Annotated in this window: 20 protein-coding genes; 8 read left to right on the forward strand and 12 right to left on the reverse strand. The window is 59.3% G+C overall.

Annotated elements, in window-relative coordinates:
• Position 1: 1 nt before the first annotated feature.
• The 3 genes from DA792_RS14490 to DA792_RS14500 all read right to left on the reverse strand — a co-directional run bounded on the left by DA792_RS14490 (position 2) and on the right by DA792_RS14500 (position 2,345).
• Complete coding sequence (locus tag DA792_RS14490; protein ID WP_107720551.1) at positions 2-760, reverse strand: amino acid ABC transporter ATP-binding protein; 759 nt, start codon at positions 758-760, stop codon at positions 2-4.
• A 19-nt stretch (positions 761-779) separates the two neighbouring features.
• Positions 780-1,442 (reverse strand): amino acid ABC transporter permease, encoded by a 663-nt coding sequence (locus DA792_RS14495; RefSeq protein WP_107720552.1) that lies wholly within the window; start codon positions 1,440-1,442, stop codon positions 780-782.
• A 69-nt stretch (positions 1,443-1,511) separates the two neighbouring features.
• Complete coding sequence (locus DA792_RS14500) at positions 1,512-2,345, reverse strand: transporter substrate-binding domain-containing protein (RefSeq protein WP_107720553.1); 834 nt, start codon at positions 2,343-2,345, stop codon at positions 1,512-1,514.
• A 273-nt stretch (positions 2,346-2,618) separates the two neighbouring features.
• On the opposite strand from DA792_RS14500, the gene DA792_RS14505 reads away from it, so the two are divergent.
• From DA792_RS14505 to DA792_RS14535, 7 genes are all read left to right on the forward strand, one after another.
• Positions 2,619-3,779, forward strand: coding sequence for an NAD(P)/FAD-dependent oxidoreductase (locus DA792_RS14505; RefSeq protein WP_159075282.1), 1,161 nt, complete (start codon positions 2,619-2,621; stop codon positions 3,777-3,779).
• Complete coding sequence (locus tag DA792_RS14510; RefSeq protein WP_107720555.1) at positions 3,776-4,036, forward strand: 2Fe-2S iron-sulfur cluster-binding protein; 261 nt, start codon at positions 3,776-3,778, stop codon at positions 4,034-4,036. Before DA792_RS14505 ends, DA792_RS14510 begins: the two co-directional genes overlap by 4 nt.
• Entirely contained in the window at positions 4,029-5,318 is a 1,290-nt protein-coding gene (locus tag DA792_RS14515; RefSeq protein WP_107720556.1) for an FAD-dependent oxidoreductase, read from the forward strand. Before DA792_RS14510 ends, DA792_RS14515 begins: the two co-directional genes overlap by 8 nt.
• Positions 5,319-5,336: 18 nt before the next feature.
• Positions 5,337-6,734 carry an aldehyde dehydrogenase family protein gene (locus DA792_RS14520; RefSeq protein ID WP_254679261.1) on the forward strand — a complete coding sequence of 466 codons (1,398 nt, stop codon included), beginning with the start codon at positions 5,337-5,339 and terminating at the stop codon, positions 6,732-6,734.
• 5 nt (positions 6,735-6,739) lie between these two features.
• The gene (locus tag DA792_RS14525; protein ID WP_107720561.1) at positions 6,740-7,429 is read left to right on the forward strand and encodes a dihydrodipicolinate reductase C-terminal domain-containing protein; all 690 of its coding nucleotides are present in this window, start codon (positions 6,740-6,742) and stop codon (positions 7,427-7,429) included.
• Positions 7,430-7,441: 12 nt separating this feature from the next.
• A complete protein-coding gene (gene dapA / locus DA792_RS14530; RefSeq protein WP_107720562.1) occupies positions 7,442-8,353 on the forward strand; it encodes a 4-hydroxy-tetrahydrodipicolinate synthase in 912 nt (303 codons plus the stop codon).
• Positions 8,354-8,540: 187 nt separating this feature from the next.
• Entirely contained in the window at positions 8,541-8,864 is a 324-nt protein-coding gene (locus DA792_RS14535) for a hypothetical protein (RefSeq protein ID WP_159075284.1), read from the forward strand.
• A 261-nt stretch (positions 8,865-9,125) separates the two neighbouring features.
• Here the strand turns inward: DA792_RS14535 and DA792_RS14540 are convergent, their stop codons facing one another.
• The 8 genes from DA792_RS14540 to DA792_RS14575 form a co-directional block, all read right to left on the reverse strand.
• The gene (locus tag DA792_RS14540; protein WP_107720566.1) at positions 9,126-9,866 is read right to left on the reverse strand and encodes an HpcH/HpaI aldolase family protein; all 741 of its coding nucleotides are present in this window, start codon (positions 9,864-9,866) and stop codon (positions 9,126-9,128) included.
• Positions 9,866-10,786, reverse strand: a complete 921-nt coding sequence (locus DA792_RS14545; protein WP_107720568.1) for a 3-keto-5-aminohexanoate cleavage protein — start codon at positions 10,784-10,786, stop codon at positions 9,866-9,868. Before DA792_RS14545 ends, DA792_RS14540 begins: the two co-directional genes overlap by 1 nt.
• 54 nt (positions 10,787-10,840) lie before the next feature.
• Positions 10,841-11,707 (reverse strand): transporter, encoded by an 867-nt coding sequence (locus DA792_RS14550; protein ID WP_107720570.1) that lies wholly within the window; start codon positions 11,705-11,707, stop codon positions 10,841-10,843.
• A gap of 50 nt (positions 11,708-11,757) precedes the next feature.
• Complete coding sequence (locus tag DA792_RS14555) at positions 11,758-12,279, reverse strand: flavin reductase family protein (RefSeq protein ID WP_107720572.1); 522 nt, start codon at positions 12,277-12,279, stop codon at positions 11,758-11,760.
• Between the two features lie 89 nt (positions 12,280-12,368).
• On the reverse strand, positions 12,369-13,541 hold the full coding sequence (locus DA792_RS14560) for a p-hydroxyphenylacetate 3-hydroxylase oxygenase component (RefSeq protein WP_107720574.1): 1,173 nt from the start codon (positions 13,539-13,541) through the stop codon (positions 12,369-12,371).
• Positions 13,542-13,579: 38 nt separating this feature from the next.
• On the reverse strand, positions 13,580-14,257 hold the full coding sequence (locus DA792_RS14565; protein WP_107720576.1) for an alpha/beta fold hydrolase: 678 nt from the start codon (positions 14,255-14,257) through the stop codon (positions 13,580-13,582).
• On the reverse strand, positions 14,254-14,739 hold the full coding sequence (locus DA792_RS14570; RefSeq protein ID WP_107720578.1) for a nuclear transport factor 2 family protein: 486 nt from the start codon (positions 14,737-14,739) through the stop codon (positions 14,254-14,256). The genes DA792_RS14565 and DA792_RS14570 overlap by 4 nt, the downstream gene beginning before the upstream one ends.
• A 55-nt stretch (positions 14,740-14,794) precedes the next feature.
• Positions 14,795-15,709: a VOC family protein gene (locus DA792_RS14575; RefSeq protein ID WP_107722719.1), complete on the reverse strand. Its 915-nt coding sequence runs from the start codon at positions 15,707-15,709 to the stop codon at positions 14,795-14,797.
• 708 nt (positions 15,710-16,417) lie between these two features.
• Between DA792_RS14575 and DA792_RS14585 the strand changes: the two genes are divergently transcribed.
• Entirely contained in the window at positions 16,418-17,182 is a 765-nt protein-coding gene (locus tag DA792_RS14585) for a TetR/AcrR family transcriptional regulator (RefSeq protein ID WP_107720581.1), read from the forward strand.
• A 63-nt stretch (positions 17,183-17,245) separates the two neighbouring features.
• Here the strand turns inward: DA792_RS14585 and DA792_RS14590 are convergent, their stop codons facing one another.
• Complete coding sequence (locus tag DA792_RS14590) at positions 17,246-18,124, reverse strand: hypothetical protein (protein ID WP_254679262.1); 879 nt, start codon at positions 18,122-18,124, stop codon at positions 17,246-17,248.
• Positions 18,125-18,144 lie beyond the last annotated feature (20 nt).

An 18,144-nucleotide genomic window follows, 5' to 3' on the forward strand; every position in this document is an offset into this window, starting at 1 on the left:
CTCACGCATGAAATCTTTTGAGAAACAGTTGCAAACGCTCGGACCCCGGCGCCCGCATCACTTGCTCTGGCGTGCCCTGTTCCGCGATGACGCCTTGATCAATGAAAATCACACGGTCAGCCACCTCGACGGCAAAGGCCATTTCATGGGTAACGAGCACCATCGTCATGCCCCCTTCCGCCAGTTCGCGCAGCACTTCGAGAACCTCGCCAACCAGTTCCGGATCAAGCGCACTGGTCACCTCGTCGAACAACATGACATCCGGGCGCATGGCCAGAGAGCGGGCAATCGCGACGCGCTGTTTCTGACCGCCGGACAGTTGGCTTGGATAGCATTGCGCCTTATCGGCAAGCCCCACCTTGGCAAGCAATTCCATGGCATGCGCTTCAGCGCTCGCGCGGTCTTCGTTCAGAACCACGATCGGTCCCTTGGTGACGTTGTCGAGCACTTTGAGATGCGGGAAAAGGTTGAAATGCTGAAAGCACATGCCGACCTTGCGCCGCAACGTCCCCGCGCCCAAAGCGCCCGGTTTATCTTTGAAATCCGGCGAAACATGTTCCCCTCGGAACCGGAAGGACCCGGAGCTGAGCACCTCCATCATGTTGAGACAGCGGATGAAGGTGGATTTCCCAGAACCAGAGGGGCCAATGATCGCAATCACTTCACCGGGCATGACGTCGAGAGTGATGCCCTTGAGCACCTCCAACTCGCCATAGTTTTTCGTGAGATCTTGGATGGACAGGATAGGTGCGGAAGTCATGTCAGAATCCTTGGGCATATCAGTCGCTCCGGCGCATACGGCGCTCAAAGTAATCGGCGAACTGGGTCAGCGGGAAAAGCATGGCGAAATACATCACGGCGGCAAGCGTATAGCTTTCCAGCGGCCTGTAGGTTTCGCTGTTGACGATATAGGTCATATAGGTGAGCTCAGCGATGGAGATCGCGTATAACAGCGACGTGTTTTTCACCTGGATGACGGACTGGTTGATGAAGGCCGGAAGCATCTTTTTGATCGCCTGCGGCATGATGATGTGGCGCAGGGCCTGAGCCTGCGACATGCCAACAGAAAGCGCCGCCTCGCTTTGACCTTTGTCGATCGCATTGATGCCGCCACGGAAAATCTCGGCGTAGAAAGAGCCGACGTAAAGCGACAGCATCGTCAAACCCGCCGCCCAGTTCGGGATCGAAATCCCAAGGATCATCGGCAAAGCGTAATAGGCCCACATGATCTGTACGAGAAGCGGCGTACAGCGGAAAACCTCTTGGTAGCTGCGTGCAACGATGCGCAGGAGCCGCCATTTCGACAGCCGTGCAAACGCCGTTGCAAGACCAACGATCACACCCATGCTGATGGAGGCGATCGTATAGAGAAAGGTCGTAACCAGACCGTCCCACATCAAATCGAAGGACTGAAAAACCGTGTAAAAGTCCCAATGGTACATGAAGGGCCTCTTTGAGTATGAGCCGGTGCGCCCCAATGAGCGCACCGGCAGGGGAAAGGGGAAAGCGGATCAGTTGCCCAGATTGAAGCCAGCGGGGAGATCGCCCAAGGACACTCCGAAAGGTGCGAGGCTCTCAACAATCCAAGTCTGGTTGTTGCCGATGCGGCGATTGTAATCCGCCCAAGCCGAAATGAAGGATTTCCACACGTCGTCCGTATCGTAATTCAGACCGATAACAGAGGGGGAGGCAAGCGTCGGAGTGGGGACATAGACCTTGCCAATCGCATCGTTTCGCTTCGACATGACCATGCCGTTCAAAACCGTGTTCACCAAAGCGTCTGCTTTGCCAGTGGCCACCGCAATCACCGCTTCATCGCGCGATTTGAACCGCAATATATCCGCATTCGGCAGGAATTGACGGGTGATATTGTCCTGCGCTGACCCAAGATCCACCGCAAAAGTGTATTGCGGATCGTTCAACTCGCTCCAGCTTTTGTTCGCCAACGCCGCGTTCGGCGACACGATGACAAAGCTGTTGTAATATGTCGGCGCCGAGAAATCGATCGACATCGCGCGCTTCGGCATCGCGGTCAGCGCCAGCGCGATATCCACCTTGCCCGATTGCACATCGAGGACCGAATTGCCCCAACTGCTTTCGATCACCTCAAGTTCAACACCAAGCGTTTCCGCAATGTCGCGCGCCATCGAAACAGCAAAACCATGCCATTCGCCCGTGCGTGGATCTTTGGCGAAATAAGGCTCCTCAGCAAGGATGCCCGCCATACGCAGCGTGCCACGTTCACGAATTTCATCAATCTTGCTGTCCTGAGCCTGAGCAGAGGCGACAGTCGCCGCCGTGGCCAGCGTGGCAAGAGCACCACGTATAAGGGTTCTGAGCTTCATTCTCGTCTCCATGTTGGGATTGGCGGACGTACCCCCGCCTGAATTCATTGCCAAGGACATCTACAGCCCTCCGCCTCCAAGTCACCCGTTAATCCCTTTTCACTCAATACAAGATGAAACATCAAAGTTACAAATTTTATTGTAACTTAAGAAACTTCGATCATCCTAATCGCCTTAATTCCAATATTTTTTGTATCTTGGCTGCATAAATTTACATCGCCTTCAGGTCATGGATTGCCGAATGTCGCAGGGAACGACAACGGAGCGATCCCAGTGCAGCCCATTCAAAAATACGATCTTGTCATCGTCGGCGCAGGCATCATCGGGGCCTCGGTGGCATGGCATGCTGCACAACGCGGACTAAAGGTTGCTGTGCTCGACAGCCGTGGCCCTGCGGCCGCCTCCTCCGGGGCCTCCGACGGGGCCGTGTCCGTGGCAACGAAACGTCCGGGGGTGATGGCCGACTTGGCCGGAGAGTCGCTCACGTATACTCATGAACTGGCGCATCAAAACGCGGTGCTGCACGGCGTCTTTCATCCCCGCGCGAGTTTTCTTTTTGCGCGATCAAAGCCCGAAATGGCCGCGCTCGACACGCTCTCGCAGATGCTCGACGCACAGGGCCTGCCCGTCCATATCCGCCAAGACAGCCCGGCGCGCACCTCTCGCATCACGGGCCTTGGCCCCGCTGTCGAACGGGTTATGGAGCTTCAGGGAGAGGGCCATATGCTGGGCTATCTCGCCACCTTCCGCTATCTGCAAGCCTCTGGCTGCGATCGCTACTGGCCCTGCCAAGTCGAAGGTTTTGAAACGACCAACGATGGCGTGACAGTCCAGAGTACCGCAGGCCGTTTCCTGTGTGACCACCTCGTGATCGCAACCGGGCTGGGCACGCGCGCCCTGTTTCCCGACCTGCCGCTGATTGCGCGCTCTGGGCAACTGATCGTCACGGATCGCGGCACAGCGGGCGAAACAGCCCTCCCCGGTCTGTTGACCTCTGCCGCCTATCTTCTTGACAAAAAACCCGGCGGACATGGGACTGCCGGAATCCCGGTTGTGATTGATCCTTTGGCGACGGGACAGATTTTGATCGGCTCCAGCCGCGAGAACAATGGCACTGAATCTCACACGGACATCGCAACCGTGCGGCGCCTACTGCACAGTGCGACGGAGTGCCTCCCTGCCATTGCAGACCGACGCGTTGTGCGGGTCTTCGCGGGTGTGCGCACGGCCACCTCAGATGGCACCCCCATCGTCGGCCGCCTGCCAAACCATCCAAATGTGATCTGTGCCACCGGCTTTGAAGGGGACGGGATTTGCCTGTCCGCGCTGATCGGTCGCGAAATCACCACAGAGGTGACCGGAGGGCGGATGTGTCCGACGCTGGCACCGCTCTCCCTCACGCGCTTTCTCGTCAAAGAGGAGATCCCGGCATGACGACCCAGACCATTCTGTGGCGAGGCCATCCCCTCGCCTTCACGCTGGGTGACACTGTTGCCATGGCTTTGACCCGTGCAGGCATTGACCAATATGGCACGCGTCTGACCGGCCTGGATGCGGCTCTGTTTTGCGGCATCGGCCAATGTCAGAATTGCCTTGTTGCGATCAAAGGTCAGGGTGTCGCCGAAGCCTGCCTGACGCTCTGTGAACCTGACCTTGCCGTGTCCCCCGTGCGGGAGGCCCCTCATGACTGATCGCCGTATTCTTGTTGTCGGCGCAGGCCCTGCCGGGGTGCGCGCCGCGATCACTCTCGCCCAAGCCGGGGACCATCCTGTGCTTGTCGATCACGCGCCGGGCATAGGCGGAGCCGTCTATGCCACGCTACGCCGCAGCGCGCATGGAAACGTCGCCCATGCCAAAGAGGCCCTCAGACTGAAAGCCGATTTTGACCGCTTGCGTCCACAGATCGACCTGCGCTGTGGCACCAGTTTCACCGGACTCGATCCGCAGGGCACCGCGCTTTTGACCGGCAAAGCCGGGCTGATTTTCAAACCGCGCGCCGTCATTCTTGCCACTGGCGCGCGTGAACGTGTGCGTCCGCGTCCGGGCTGGACCCTTTCGGGTGTCAGCACCGCGGGGGCGTTGCAGATCGCTTTGAAAACCGCCGGAAACCTGCCACCGAACCGGGTGATCATCGCCGGAAGCGGCGCTTTGCTCTATGCCATCGGAGCGCAATTGACGCGTGCAGGACGGCCACCGGTCGCGATTCTCGAAACGGGGCGGCCCTTCCACAATGCGTTTCAGGCCCGCACGCTCCCTCGCGTGGTGCTGATCGAGGCCGCCGGGTATATGACACGTCTGATCGCTGCGGGCGTTCCAATCCTGACCGGCACCGATCTGACCCGGATCAGCCGTGAAGGCGATCATCTTTTGGCCCAAACCAGCCGAACAGGCCGATGGGCCACGATCCGGGCCGATCATATCGCCCTGCATGACGGTCTGGCCTCCAATGACTACGGGCTGACGGCCCCCCCACCGGGCCTCCCGGTTGTGCGCGCAGGCGATTGTGCACAGATTCTGGGCCGTCATGCCGCCGAAGACAGCGGTCGGCTTGCGGCGCAACAGGTGCTTGCCGCCTTGCACGATAGCCACACCACCTCCACGCTGTCGCCACAATATGCACAGGCTCAAATCAGCCTTGCGCGGCTTTTTCAACGTGCGCCGCAGCTTCCCGAAACCACCGGACTGCGTGATCTGCCTGACGACACCGTGATGTGTCGCTGTGAAAACCGCACCTTGGGCGATCTACGGCACGCAGTGTTGCACGCCTGCGAACACGGCCCGGCCACGGGGCGCAGCCTGCGCCTTGGGGAACGGGTCGGCATGGGGCCTTGTCAGGGGCGACAATGCCTCGACTGGGTCGCAGAACTCTCCCCACACACCGCAAATTTCGCAGATTTACGCGGGGCCCGTTGGCCCCTCAAACCCGTCCGAATTCGCGACATCCTCGCAGCCACCGACGAAGCTGCAAACTGATTTTTCCCTGGAGATACAATGATGAACGTTCACCGCACCCCCTCCTCTGCCCTTCGTGAAATCGACGTGCGCAATCCCTATGACAACACGCTCGTCGGCAAGATCCGCGCCCATAGCCCCGAAGAGATTCAGGCGGTGGTGATCCGCGCTGCGCGGGCCGCCGAAGAGTTTCGATTTTCCACCCCGCATGAGCGTCGCAGTTTGTTGAACACAATCGCTGATCTGATGGGGCAACACGCCGAGACCCTGGCCCAGACCGTCTCCCAAGAGATGGGCAAGACGATCACCGAAGCCCGCAATGAGATCCGTCGCGCCCAAAACACCCTGCGCCTGTCGGGCGATGCCGCAACCTTTCTTGACGGCGACGTTTTGCACACTGGTATCGTTGCAGGCGGCCCGGATCGTCAGGCGGTGATTTCATATGAGCCGGTGGGTGTCGTCGGTGCGATCACCCCGTTCAACTATCCGGTCAACCTCTTATGCCACAAGCTCGGTCCGGCACTTGCCGCAGGCAACGCCATTGTTGCAAAGCCCTCGCCCAAAGCACCGCTGGCCGCGCAAATGCTGATTGATCTGTGCCAAAAGGCCGGAGCCCCCGAGGGGCTTATCCAGATTGTGCAGGGTGACGCGCAAGCCGCAATCGCACTGGCGCAGTCGCCGATTGATCTTCTGAGCTTCACCGGCGGTCCCTCTGCCGGTCTGGCTCTCAAAAACGCGTCGGGTCTGGTGCGGTGCTTGATGGAGCTTGGCGGCAACGATCCGCTTTTCGTCCTGCCCGACGCCGATCTGGAAGCCGCTGCCAAAACCGCCGTGGCCCAGCGCTATGAGATTGCCGGGCAAAGCTGCGCCGCGGTGAAAAAGCTCTATGTGCATGACGCGATTGAGGCCGAATTCACCGAGTGCCTGCTGGCTGAAGTGGCCAAAGTCGGCTTTGGCGACCCCGCCGACCCCGCAACAGTTATGGGCCCTGTGATTGATGCTGCCTCCGCCATCGAGATTGAGGACCGTATCAAAGCAGCCGTCGAAGGCGGCGCTCATGTGCTCACGGGCGGTCGGCGCCAACATACCCATTTTGACCCGGTGGTGATGACGGGCATCGACCCCAAATCGAAACTGATGCAGGAAGAGACCTTCGGCCCGGTGATTTCGATGCGTGGCTTCACCGATCTTGCCGACGCGATCCGCGAAGTGAATGCCGCTGGTTTCGGACTTCAGGCCGGGATTTACACCAACGATCACACCGCGATCAAACTGGCCTCTCGTCAGCTCAAGGTCGGCGGCGTGATGATCAACGAAGGCCCTGATTTCCGCGTCGAGCATGTGCCCTTTGGTGGCGTGCGCAAATCCGGCCTTGGCCGCGAAGGCGTGCGGATCGCGTTGCGCGAAATGAGCGAAACAAAAGTCGTGATTGATTGAGGCCAATGATGACACGCATTTCCATACTCGGAGCGACGGGCAAAGTCGGACAGGAGCTGCGCGCCCTGATTGAACAGGCCCCGGAGTTGGCACTTGTCGAGGCCATCAGCGGCACGCAGCAGGAGGATACAGTTCCTCTGTCTGAGGCCACATTAAAGGACGCCGACGTTCTCATTGACTTCTCGACCCCCGCGGCGGTGATGGCTTTGCTTGATCGGCTTGAGGGCAATCCCCTTCCTCTGGTGATTGGCACCACCGGGTTTTCACAGGACCAAACGGCGCGGCTTAACGCACAAGCCGCGCAGCGACCGATCCTGATCGGCGCGAATTTCACCAAAGGGTTTGAGGCTTTCGTGGCCACCGCACTCACATTGGCCAAAGCTGTGCCAGACGCGGCCATTACGGTGGCCGAGGTCTATAAAGCCGCCAAAAAGCCCACCCCCTCGGGCACGACCCAACGTCTTGCCCGCGAGTTGAGTGCCGTCACCGGGCACGATGTCGACCTTGATATTCAACGGATTGGCGACACGGCTGGGATCACCACGGTTTCGTTCAATTACAACGTCGCGCAGCTTCGCCTTGACCTCTCGGTCACCACCCGTGCGGCCTATGCCGCAGGGGCACTTGAGGCCGCGCTCTGGCTCATCGGACACGCCGATGGGCTCTACACCCCCAAAGATATGCTTGATCATTAACGGAGAAATCCCATGTCCGACCTGTCCCGTTTCGATGGCGTTTTTACCGCCCTCATCACCCCGTTCACCGCTTCCGGCGAAATCGACTGGAACGCGTTCGATGCCCTCATTGACCGCCAATTGGCCGCAGGCATCACGGGTCTTGTGCCCGTCGGCACCACCGGCGAGGCCGCCACACTGAGCAGCGCCGAAGCCGAAGCGGTCATCGCCCACACCGTCGAACGCGCGAAGGGCAAGGCCTATATTCTCGCAGGCACAGGGTCCAATTCGACAGAAAAAACTGTGGCCGCGACGCGCCGTGCGACAGACCTTGGTGTCGATGGGGTTTTGCTCGTCACCCCCTATTACAACAAGCCATCTCAGCAGGGCTTGATCAATCATTTCTCCGCCGTCGCAGATGCAACCACGGCCGATGTGGTCCTGTACTCCGTACCCGGTCGTGCCGGGGTCGAGATTGCTCCGGCAACGGCAGGCACCTTGGCCCAGCGCCACCTCAATGTTGTTGCGATCAAAGAAGCCGGCGGCGACCCCGCCCGCGTCACCGATCTGCGCACCGCCGCCCCGGGTCTTGCGGTGCATTGTGGCGATGACGGTCTGGCGCTGGCGTTCTACGCACTCGGCGCATGTGGGCTAACCTCTGTGTTCTCAAATTATGACCCGGAAATCTGCGTCGCGCTGTACAATGCCTGGAACGCCGGAGATCGGACGCGGGCCTTGGACATCCATGAAGCCTTGCGTGACATTGCCGATGCGATGTTCATCGAAAACAGCCCCGCCCCGGTCAAATATATCATGTCCAGCCGGGGGTTAAATGGCACCGCCGTGCGGATGCCTCTTGCCGAAGTGTCCGAACCCGCCCGCAACATGCTGGATCAACACATGGTCGAATTCAAAACCCGGCGTGAAGGGCTTGCCTTCGCCTGACCAACTTGGACGGAACATCTGCGCGGCACAGCAACGCAGCTCGGATGACAGCGCGACGGCCATCCCCAGGGTGGCCGTCGCCTCGGCGTTGATGCGACATGGTGCTTTACGGCACCCGGACTGTGCTTGGTATGCGGCCCAGGACGTTGATCTTGCAACGGTTGATTTGACCCCATAGCAGCAGCCCTTGCGTGACAGCCGGATCACTTCGGCCATAGCGATCGCTCCCGAGTATCTGGCGGCCTTCGACCCTGAGACTTCAACGAGAAACGTCCCGGTTCTTTTGATCGCCCTGAGTGGCGATGCTGCGTTGCCGACAGATGCGAGCCCCGACACTTTGGCCTTAAATGTCACACTCTCTGATGCCTTCGCAGTCTGCACAGAGGCGGGGCCTGAAATCCTTCGCGAAGATGGGGGTGATGAAATGCTGTGTGGGCAATCTCAGGCGTCACGACTGGCCGCTCATGGTGCGATGGTCACCGCAATCCGTCGGTTTCTCGGTGATCCGTGATCTTATGCGCGGCTCAACAAATTCTATGCGAGGTTCGACATAGGCTGTCGATCCTCATCGCCCGAACCCTGGCACTCTATACCATGGCACTCTACACCGCGCGCCCCATCAAAACCGTGTTTCAAACCCGATACGCCCCCAAGAGCCTCATAGGACAACGATTCAATCCCACCATAGGTCATCCTGCGAAAAGGTGATCATCACATCAACGGACACAGCGCCCCGTGCAGCGCGCGCTGTCATCCCTCACAGCCGTTCGTCTTAGAAAAGACTGTCACGCGCGTGTTTGGCACCAGCCCGCAGGAACCCTTGATCTGACCCCATCAGAAACGCGGTCGCCCCTAAGTCACGCAGCGTTGCGATTTCCGTGGCGTTTGCTGCAAGCAGTATGAGCGCAAGCCCTTTGGCACGCGCGGCCTCAAACACCCGGTTCACTGCCACATCCAACCCGCCATCCTGTGCGCTCGCCCCCATCGACACAGCCAAATCCGCCCGTCCGATGAACAGAGCATCCAGTCCCTCGACCTGCACGATTTCGTCAATCGCGCCTATGGCGTTGGCATCTTCGATCATGGCGATCACGGCGCAGCGCGCGTCTTGGGTTTGCAGATGCGTGGCCATATCGACCGCACCGAAATCGCCCGCGCGCGTTGTGGGCGAAAACCCACGCACGCCGGCATAACGCGCCTGAGCCACCACATCGCGGGCCACCGACGCGCTGCTGACATGGGGCACCAAAATCCCGTCCGCCCCGCTGTCCAGAACCCGTAGGATGTCTTTGGGCGCACGCACCCGCACCAACCCCGCCATGCCATGAGCGCGACAAGCCAAAAGAATGGCGTCGGTGGTTTCCGGGTTCAGCGGTGCGTGCTCTTCGTCGATCACCACAAAATCGAACCCAAGATGGCCGAGGATTTCGGCCGGTTGGGTCGAAGGGATTTTGAGAAAACTCCCCAGCATCGACTCTTTGGCGTTCAGACGGGAGCGAAAACCGGTCCGCATCAAAACGCCACCTGATCTGCACCCTTGGTGCCCAAAATCGCGCGGGCCTCGTCGGGGGTGGCAATGTCATGACCCAACTCTTCAAGAATGCGTCGCACCTTGGCCACCATTTGCGCGTTGCTGTCCGCCAATTGTCCCTTGGCAATATAAAGATTGTCCTCAAGCCCGACCCGCACATGACCGCCGAGAATAGCCCCCATGGTCACCAGCGGAAACTGCGCCCGGCCCGCACCCAACACGGACAACACATAGTCTTTGCCAAACAGACGGTCAGCCGTGGCCTTCATATGCATCAGGTTCTCGGGGTCGGTGCCCTGCGCGCCGGTGATCCCAAAGATGCTCTGAACAAAGAACGGCGGCTTCACCAGTCCGGCATCGGCAAAATGCGCCAGATTATAAAGATGACCCGTGTCATAACATTCAAATTCAAATCGCGTGCCCGCATCCGACAGGCGTTTGAGCACCTGCTCGATCTGGGTAAAGGTGTTCGACATGATCAGATCCCGCGTGCCACGCAGATAGTCGACTTCCCAAGGCTGCGGATCCTTCAGCGCCTTTTCAGCGGCAGAAATATTAAAGTTGAACGACCCCATATTCAGCGAGGCCAATTCAGGGGCAGCCTGTAATGCGGGGGCGATACGTTCGTCCATCGACATCCCCAAACCGCCCCCCGTGGTGATGTTCACGATGGCATTGGTGGCCGCTTTGATCCGCGGCAGAAAGGCGGCGTAATGGTCCGGGTTCTGACTGGGTGCACCGGTTTCGGGATGACGCGCGTGCAGATGCAAAACAGCCGCACCAGCCTGAGCCGCACCGATGGCCGACTCCGCGATTTGGTCGGCAGTGACGGGCAAATAGGGCGACATGGACGGGGTATGGATCGACCCGGTTATGGCGCAGGAAATGATGGTCTTGGGCACGTTCAGTCCTTTCGTTGGTCTGACCCGAACGTCATCGCTCGGGCCAGTGCGAGATTAGAAAACTTTAACGATCCGCAGCTGCACAACGCTATCGTATTCAAAGCCCCCTTCGACGTCGATGTCCTTGGCATACATGCCCTGAAGCTGCGTTGTCTGGTTGAGCCAATGCGTTCCATAGAGGCGGATTTGATCGCGGTGGGTCTTTACCCCGGTCTCAACCCCGTTCACCTCCTGCGCGCCGCCACGCTGTCCAGAATAGCCAATGGTGATTGAGGACGGACCCCATTGTTTGCGCAGCATGGCTTGTCCCTGCCACGACGGTGTGCGTCCATAGTCGACGCCTGCCTCGGTGTGATCGGCCTGAAAGGCCACATCCAACGCGCCATCAAAGAAAAAGCCATTGCCAAGCCCCTGAATGATCCCAACCTGCGGGGTGAGTGTCCAGGTGCCTTCCCCAATGCCGAGCCGGCTTGGGTCGTAGCTGCCGGTCGGCGCGGTGGCAAAAAGCGACACCCCAAAGGTCGTTCCCGTGTCGGGGTTCGACGGCTGCACCGGCCAGAGCGTCAGGCCGACTGTCGTGTCGCCAAGACCGCTGCTGGTGGCCTGTGACAGCCCACCAAGATCTGCGGTTGAGATGTCGGCAAAGGGCATCACCAGATGCCAGACGGCGGGAAGCCCGGCAATCTCGCTGTACTGCAGCCCCCGCAAAATGGCGACATTGGCGTCAAATTCTGAACCGGGCACCTCGGTGTCCCCAAGCCGGAAGGTCTCTGAGCTGAGGTGCTGGTAATACACCATTCCAACCGTGGTTCCGCTTGGAACAATCGTGTAATCGGCGGGTCCAACGTCGATGGCCCAGACTGGCGTGGCCGCCAGACCGAGTGCTGTGGCTCCGGCAGCAAGGCTAAGGTTGATCTTCATACGGATAGTCCCTCTTTGGTTTTGCGGTGATGGCATAGACGCGGAACAGGTCATTTGGCCGCGACCTGTGGATGCGGGCGAGCCAGGGAATAGGCCCCGCGGTGATACAAAAGCGGCGGATGCTCGGAGGTTTCAAACGCGGTGACGCGCCCGATCAAAATCCAATGATCCCCACCGTCGACGATGCTCTCTTGCGCGCATTGAATCGTAGCGCTGGTGTCGGGCAACAACAGGCACCTGCCCATGCCCTCCTCCACCTCAAGGCCTGCGAATTTGTCGTCGCTGGGGCGTGCGAATTGGTTGGACACCGCGATCTGGTCATGGGCCAGAATGTTGACCGCAAAGTGGCTGGCCGCCTCGAAGGTCGCATAGCTCGACGAGGATTTGGCCAAACTCCACAGGATCAGGGGCGGATCCATGGAAAGCGAATTGAAGCTGTTGGCGGTCACGCCGACACGACAGTCATTGGCCTGTGCGGTGATGACGGTGACGCCAGTGGCAAAGCAGCCGAGCGCAGCGCGAAAGGCACGCGGATCAAACCCCTCCGCGACGGGGAAACCTTGGGGTACCATGAGGAACCTCTGCTGTTGGACAGTTTGGTGTATCAGAGTGAATTGGGGGGCTGTGGCCCACTGCGAGAGGACGAAGTGGGCCGTCCGCCTCAGAACAGGGAGGGGTCCGGGTCCAGCCCCATCAAGGCCCGCCCGAGGATTTGCGCACAGATGTCGTAGTCTGTGTAGGCATGGGCTGCGGTCATATGACTGTCGCGGAACAGCCGCTGCGCCTCGGCCTCATCAAACCATGCCGACCCCCCTGACGCCTCGAACAACCGATCCACGGCGGCGACGAACATTTTGACCGCATAGGCCTGATTGGTGCGCCAAAAGGCCATTTTTTGTGGATCCGGGAACACCCGGCTTTCGGCATGGCTACGCATGTCGTCCCATGTTTTTTCCAGAAAAGCCCGGCCCGCTGCCACCTGATGTGTGCTTTCGGCCAGCCGCATACAGGCCGGGACGCTTTGGCCCACTTTGGCCCCGGTATAGGCACGCACGCGGCCTTGGGTGCGTTCGGTGTAAAGCGCGAGCATACGCTCTGCGATGCCGAGGCTGACTGCCGAGAAACAGCTGGCGAACACGTAGATGAACGGCACATGGTAGGTCTTGCTGTCGGGGTAGAGCGCGCCACCCGCCGAAGTCAACGACATCAGCGCCGGGACGCTTTCGATGCGATGCTCGGGCACAAATACGTCCTTGACCACAATGGTTTTGGAGCCAGAACCGCGCATGCCTTTGGCGTACCAATTGTCGCGGATTTCGTAATCCGAGCGCGGCAGGATCGCAAAGCTATAAACTTTGCCCAACTCCGCGTCGTCACGAAGACAGCCAAGGATCGCCCACTGCGCGTGATCACAACCCGAGGACCAGCCGAATTCCCCGGAAAAGCGCACACCGCCCTCGGTCTCGGTGGTCTTGCCATAGGGGGCGATGGAGGAGGACGCGACCGTGTCGGGGTCATCGCCCCAAATCTCGTCCTGAAGCTGCTTGGAATAGAGCGCAATCTGATGGTTGTGCTCGGCCAAAAGCGAAAAGGCCCATGCCGTCGACCCGCATGCCGTGGCGATCAACGCAATGGCATTTTCGAACTCTGGCAGCGGCATCTCCAACCCGCCGTAGGCCTTGGGTTGAAAGGCACGGTGCAAGCCGGTGCCCTTGAGCAAGGCGATGTTTTCGGCCGGGACCATGCGGTCATCCTCGGCTTTTTGGGCATTGGCGGCGATCTGTGGCAAGATGGCGCGAACGCGGTCTATGATCTGGGTTGTATCGTCAAACATGGGTGTCCTCCCTTGGGTATTGGCTGCGCCTTTTGGCGTCAGGTCTGGTTCAGAAACGCGATGGCTGCGTCCCGAAACCGTGCGTCAGAGGTCAGGCCGACATGGCCTGTCCCGTCGATCAATTGATGCTCTGCGGCGGGCAATGCAGCGCGAAGGCGGGCATCGGGCTGGGCCACGGCATCCTCCGTGCTGTTGAAAATCAGGATCGGGGCCTGTGCCGTGGCCAACCGCGCCTCAGTGAGCACAGGGTTGGCGGGCCGTTCCAGAACAGCGGCCAAACAGGCGGGGTCAGAGCCGCTTTTGCCCGCATAGGCCAGTAGAGCCGCGACCTGTGGCGGATGCTCCGTCAGGTCGCCACGCAGGGCGGCGACAAGGGTCGGCCCCACCTGCTCCGGGGCAAAAAGATTATCCCCGATGCCGCCCAAGACCAGCCGCCCGTTGGCGCCGGGGTTGCGGGCCTCAAGTTCAAGCAACAGTTTCGTACCCAGCGAAAATCCGATGGCACCATAAAGATCGCTTGGCAGTTTCAAGGCGAGATCACTGGCCAGGTCGGCATAGTCCGCAGATAGGTGCGATCCCCCAGCGGCCCCGTGCCCCGCGATGTCCACCCCCACAGGCGTGAACCCTTTGGCGCGGAGCGCCGCGTCCCACCCATCCGCCTGCCATGTGGCACTGTAGGACCCGCCCCAGCCGTGGATCAGAGCGACTTTTTTCATGTGCTCTCTCCTTGCGCGGCGGCCGCGGCCTTTTGGAGATCGGGCGTGTCGGCTCCGGCAAAAATCAGCGCGCCGGAGACGCAGGTGAATTTCCAACCCTGCCCCGTCTCGACACAGTCAAAGGTGAAATCCGCAAGCGAGGACGGCGCGCCCAACGCGATGGGGCGTGGGCCTGTGCCGGAAAACACGGTGATCGTCGCGACCATCCGCACCCCGCCTTCGCGCACCCCGGCTCTGGGCAGTTGGCGCAGGTTGGTACAGAGATGTCGCGTGCTGCGCTGCCGTTCGACAGACAACGTGCGGCGCGCCGTGAAATAGCGTGTCAGTGCCTCCTGCCCTTCGGCCCGGAATGTTTCGATCACCAGCGCCCCCTTCGCCGTGAACAACGCTGCCCCTTCGATCTCTGCGATCTCGTCCACACAGGCCCAAAACCGTAAGATGAGGTCCTGAACCTCGTGAAACTGCTGAACTGTCATGATCATGGGATGCCCTTTCAAATTGGCCACTCCCGCACTTGGGAGAGGCGTCACGGTGCGGTTACGACCCGACCGTCATGAAGGTTTCAGCCATCTCATACCCCCAGCCATTCATCACATCGGCCAGACGCTCAGGCCCAATGTTCACGTCCAAAGGCGTGGCATCATCCGCGAATTTTTCCATCCCCGAAGAGAACTCGTTGCGATTGCCGAAGGGATCAAAGACATAGGCGTAATTGTTGGTGCCAAAGCCTGTGGAAGACCCCAAGCCCGCGTTGTGACGGCCCGGTCCGAATTCCCAGCGGTGTCCGGTTTCCAAGAGGCGGTCGGACAGGCGGAAATAGTGGTTGCCGTCTTCCACGGCAAAGGCCACGTGGTGCAAACGGTGCGCCGGGTTCACCGCCTTCATATAGGCGATGTCGTGGTCATATTCGGAACCACGCAACCAGATGCCTGCCAACTCTCCGTTGATCGAGATGTTCAGAGACGATTTGAAACCAATCATCATCAAGAAATCGCGCATCACCTGAGGCTCCACCTCGCCCAGCAGGTTGATGTGGTCCATGTCGGAGGGCGCAAAGGAGCCCTTGGAGTCGAAATCCGAAATCCCCGCACGGCGTTCGGCGCCACCGGTGGCAAGGCGCAATTCATGGCCCGACGGCAGATGAAATTTCAACGCAGCGCCCTCGCCCGGACGGCTGTCCCCGGCGAAACGCTCATGTGCAACACCTTCTTTCGTCAGGGTCGCGGCAACCCGGTCGAGGTCCTGTTCGTCATCGACGCCAAAGGTGAAATTGTCGAGAGAGCATGTGCCCTTGACCAGTGTCAGGTCGGCCGCTTTGCCACGGCAAGCCAGATGCACCGTGTCGTCGGTACGCGACAGAACGGTCATGTCCAGCACGTCCTCGTACCAGCTCAGCGCCTTACCGAGGTCGCCTACATAGATCGCGGCGTGGTCGATGCGATTGATACCCATATCATGGTCCTTCTCGTGATCAGTCAAAAGTGTTTGGATCGGCAAACGCGCTTTGCGTTGCCGGGTGTCGTAAGGCTCCGCCGGATGCGACCGAGCCTTTTGGGCGGGCAAACCTTCCTCCCCCACGTCACGCGCAGGCAAGTCGGTCAGGCTGGAATATGTGTGTGGTCTGCGCCAAGCTGGCGACCCATGTCAGAGGCCCTCGTGAGCAAAGCCGTCACGAGGCATCAACAAGGTCAGCTTGGTAAAGGTGCGGCGTTCATCGCGATTTCCTCCCTACGGCTCTCCCTAGCCGGTGTGTTCCATACAGCCCTCCAGCTGCATGAATCAGACTACGACAAAATGTCAAAATGACAAATAGTCACTTTTTAAGTTCCACCTGATGGAATTGGAAAGCGCAAGCCCTGTCTTGAAAGCCGCTGCGGCCCTCGACTAAAAATAGGTATATTTTTATATTAAATCAAATAGTTGATCATATAAATCCGCCTCAAAAATTCCGACATTTACGATTGATCCTCAAATGCCCTCTTTCTGAAAAACCATCGCACAGACTGGAATGAGTCGCTTTTCGAACCCGAGAGCACTGGACCTTAGCCATATGTCAGAGCATAGTTGGCACCGACAAAAAGGACCGGGTTGGACTGACATCCAAACAGATCTCAAACGTCTCTGCGCATCGAACAAGACCAATAAAAACGGTACAGGATCATGGCCAATACCAGCGAGAACACCCTCACGGAGCTGGGCTACCGTACGATCAACAATGAACGGCGTGCAGAAATTGGGGCTGCGCGGCGTGCAAAGTCGCGCAACACGATCCTGACAGCGGCCTTTGAGTGCTTTGGCCATGAGGCTGGACTGACCTCACGCATTGAGGACATCTGTAAGACCGCCGGTATCGCACGCGGCACCTTTTACAATCACTTCGACGATCTTCAGGAATTGAAATACCAACTCCAAGAAGAGCTGACCGGCGAATTTGACCGCGCGGTTCATCTCATGTTTGAAGGGCTTGATGGCCCCGCTGAACAGACCGCAGTCGCCATCCGGTACTACCTGCGTGCTGCGGAAGGAAACCCGGCATGGGGCTGGGCCATGATCCATTCCAGCGCACCGGGGCACACCTTTGGGGATACGGTCTGGCACAACTCTTTGGTGACAATCCGACGTGGTCTTGACGCTGGGATTTTCAATATCAGCTCGGCAGAAATTGGGCGCGATATCCTTATGGGATCGGTTGCGGCAGCGATGGTGTCGATCACGCAGGGCTGCACGCCACCAAGCTACGCCGAACAGATTTCGGAACACATCCTACTCGCCTTCGGGATGAGTGCCGCGCAGGCGCATGATTTTTCAAACCGCCCGCTGCCCACCCTGCCGGACATCGCGCTTGAAAAAATTGTCATCGCCAGTATGCCCGCGCTTGGTGACATTGGCGATATTGGCGACGCCGGTCCAAAGCCGAAAGCCTGACACGCCCTCCCTCACACATCCTTTATTCGATATCTGTCTGTGCCATCGGGTAATCAGCCGCGTTCAACACCCAACCATCGCGCCGCGAGAAATCCATGCGGGGGGTGAAAAAATATCAACGATCTGTGACTCGTCCGAAACCCAGAGCGTCGTATGGATCGCGGGCGGTGGCAACACAGTGGCCGACGGGCTGCTACATATGATCCGCATATCCTCCAGCCAATGCGCTTGGTTCGACGTCCACGGCCACCGTAAGAAATGTTCGAAATCACCGTCCAGCGTCAAAGATATCTGCTCAAACGTCGCGTGGTGATGCGGCGAGATTTTTGAGGTGTCGCGCGGTGCCATGAAACGCGGCAGGATATTCACCATCATCGTCGTGCACCGGAAAATACGGCCAAAGCGCCCGACTTGATCCGGCACCTCCAGATCATAGGCCCGCAGACGGAACCCTTGGGGCGGATCGGGCCAAGCCTGAAACGGCGGGATGACCGGGTTGGCATCGGCAGAGGCTTTTGCATTTGGACACTGTGCCACCAAATCCGCCGCCCGCGTGGTATAGAGAAACGTGACGGTGCCTTTGCCACGCACCCTCACCGTGCTGGTCCCCGGAGGAACAATGAACAGGTGGTTGCCAGCATGGTCGTCTACATCGCCAGCCTCGGTTGTGATGGTAAACCGCACCGATGGCTCAAGCGAGAACACCATGTATTCATCCACATGCGCATAGCGTGCGAACGTGGCGCTGCCATCCAACTCAACCACGCGCAGCACCATATTGGTGGCACAGAGCATCCACGCACGCCATCCCTCGCCGGTCTCGACCGGCGGCTCTTGGGTAAAATGGCCGATCTCGGGCGGTGAAAACGGGCCGCACGACCGGCCAGTGCCCGAAGCGGATGCTGTCAGGAGCGCCTTACGCGGGTCGCTGTCGTCAAACATGGGGCTGATCTCCTGTGAGT

The organism is Celeribacter baekdonensis (assembly GCF_003047105.1).
Classification (GTDB): Bacteria; Pseudomonadota; Alphaproteobacteria; order Rhodobacterales; family Rhodobacteraceae; genus Celeribacter; species Celeribacter baekdonensis_B.

Excerpts from the sequence above, each read along its gene's own strand:
- DA792_RS14490 (WP_107720551.1), bottom strand. The coding sequence starts at position 760 with ATGACTTCCGCACCTATCCTGTCCATCCAAGATCTCACGAAAAACTAT.
- DA792_RS14495 (WP_107720552.1), bottom strand. The coding sequence starts at position 1,442 with ATGTACCATTGGGACTTTTACACGGTTTTTCAGTCCTTCGATTTGATG.
- DA792_RS14500 (WP_107720553.1), bottom strand. The coding sequence starts at position 2,345 with ATGAAGCTCAGAACCCTTATACGTGGTGCTCTTGCCACGCTGGCCACG.
- DA792_RS14510 (WP_107720555.1), top strand. The coding sequence starts at position 3,776 with ATGACGACCCAGACCATTCTGTGGCGAGGCCATCCCCTCGCCTTCACG.
- DA792_RS14515 (WP_107720556.1), top strand. The coding sequence starts at position 4,029 with ATGACTGATCGCCGTATTCTTGTTGTCGGCGCAGGCCCTGCCGGGGTG.
- DA792_RS14520 (WP_254679261.1), top strand. The coding sequence starts at position 5,337 with ATGATGAACGTTCACCGCACCCCCTCCTCTGCCCTTCGTGAAATCGAC.
- DA792_RS14525 (WP_107720561.1), top strand. The coding sequence starts at position 6,740 with ATGATGACACGCATTTCCATACTCGGAGCGACGGGCAAAGTCGGACAG.
- dapA (WP_107720562.1), top strand. The coding sequence starts at position 7,442 with ATGTCCGACCTGTCCCGTTTCGATGGCGTTTTTACCGCCCTCATCACC.
- DA792_RS14540 (WP_107720566.1), bottom strand. The coding sequence starts at position 9,866 with ATGCGGACCGGTTTTCGCTCCCGTCTGAACGCCAAAGAGTCGATGCTG.
- DA792_RS14550 (WP_107720570.1), bottom strand. The coding sequence starts at position 11,707 with ATGAAGATCAACCTTAGCCTTGCTGCCGGAGCCACAGCACTCGGTCTG.
- DA792_RS14555 (WP_107720572.1), bottom strand. The coding sequence starts at position 12,279 with ATGGTACCCCAAGGTTTCCCCGTCGCGGAGGGGTTTGATCCGCGTGCC.
- DA792_RS14560 (WP_107720574.1), bottom strand. The coding sequence starts at position 13,541 with ATGTTTGACGATACAACCCAGATCATAGACCGCGTTCGCGCCATCTTG.
- DA792_RS14565 (WP_107720576.1), bottom strand. The coding sequence starts at position 14,257 with ATGAAAAAAGTCGCTCTGATCCACGGCTGGGGCGGGTCCTACAGTGCC.
- DA792_RS14570 (WP_107720578.1), bottom strand. The coding sequence starts at position 14,739 with ATGATCATGACAGTTCAGCAGTTTCACGAGGTTCAGGACCTCATCTTA.
- DA792_RS14575 (WP_107722719.1), bottom strand. The coding sequence starts at position 15,709 with ATGGGTATCAATCGCATCGACCACGCCGCGATCTATGTAGGCGACCTC.
- DA792_RS14585 (WP_107720581.1), top strand. The coding sequence starts at position 16,418 with ATGGCCAATACCAGCGAGAACACCCTCACGGAGCTGGGCTACCGTACG.
- DA792_RS14590 (WP_254679262.1), bottom strand. The coding sequence starts at position 18,124 with ATGTTTGACGACAGCGACCCGCGTAAGGCGCTCCTGACAGCATCCGCT.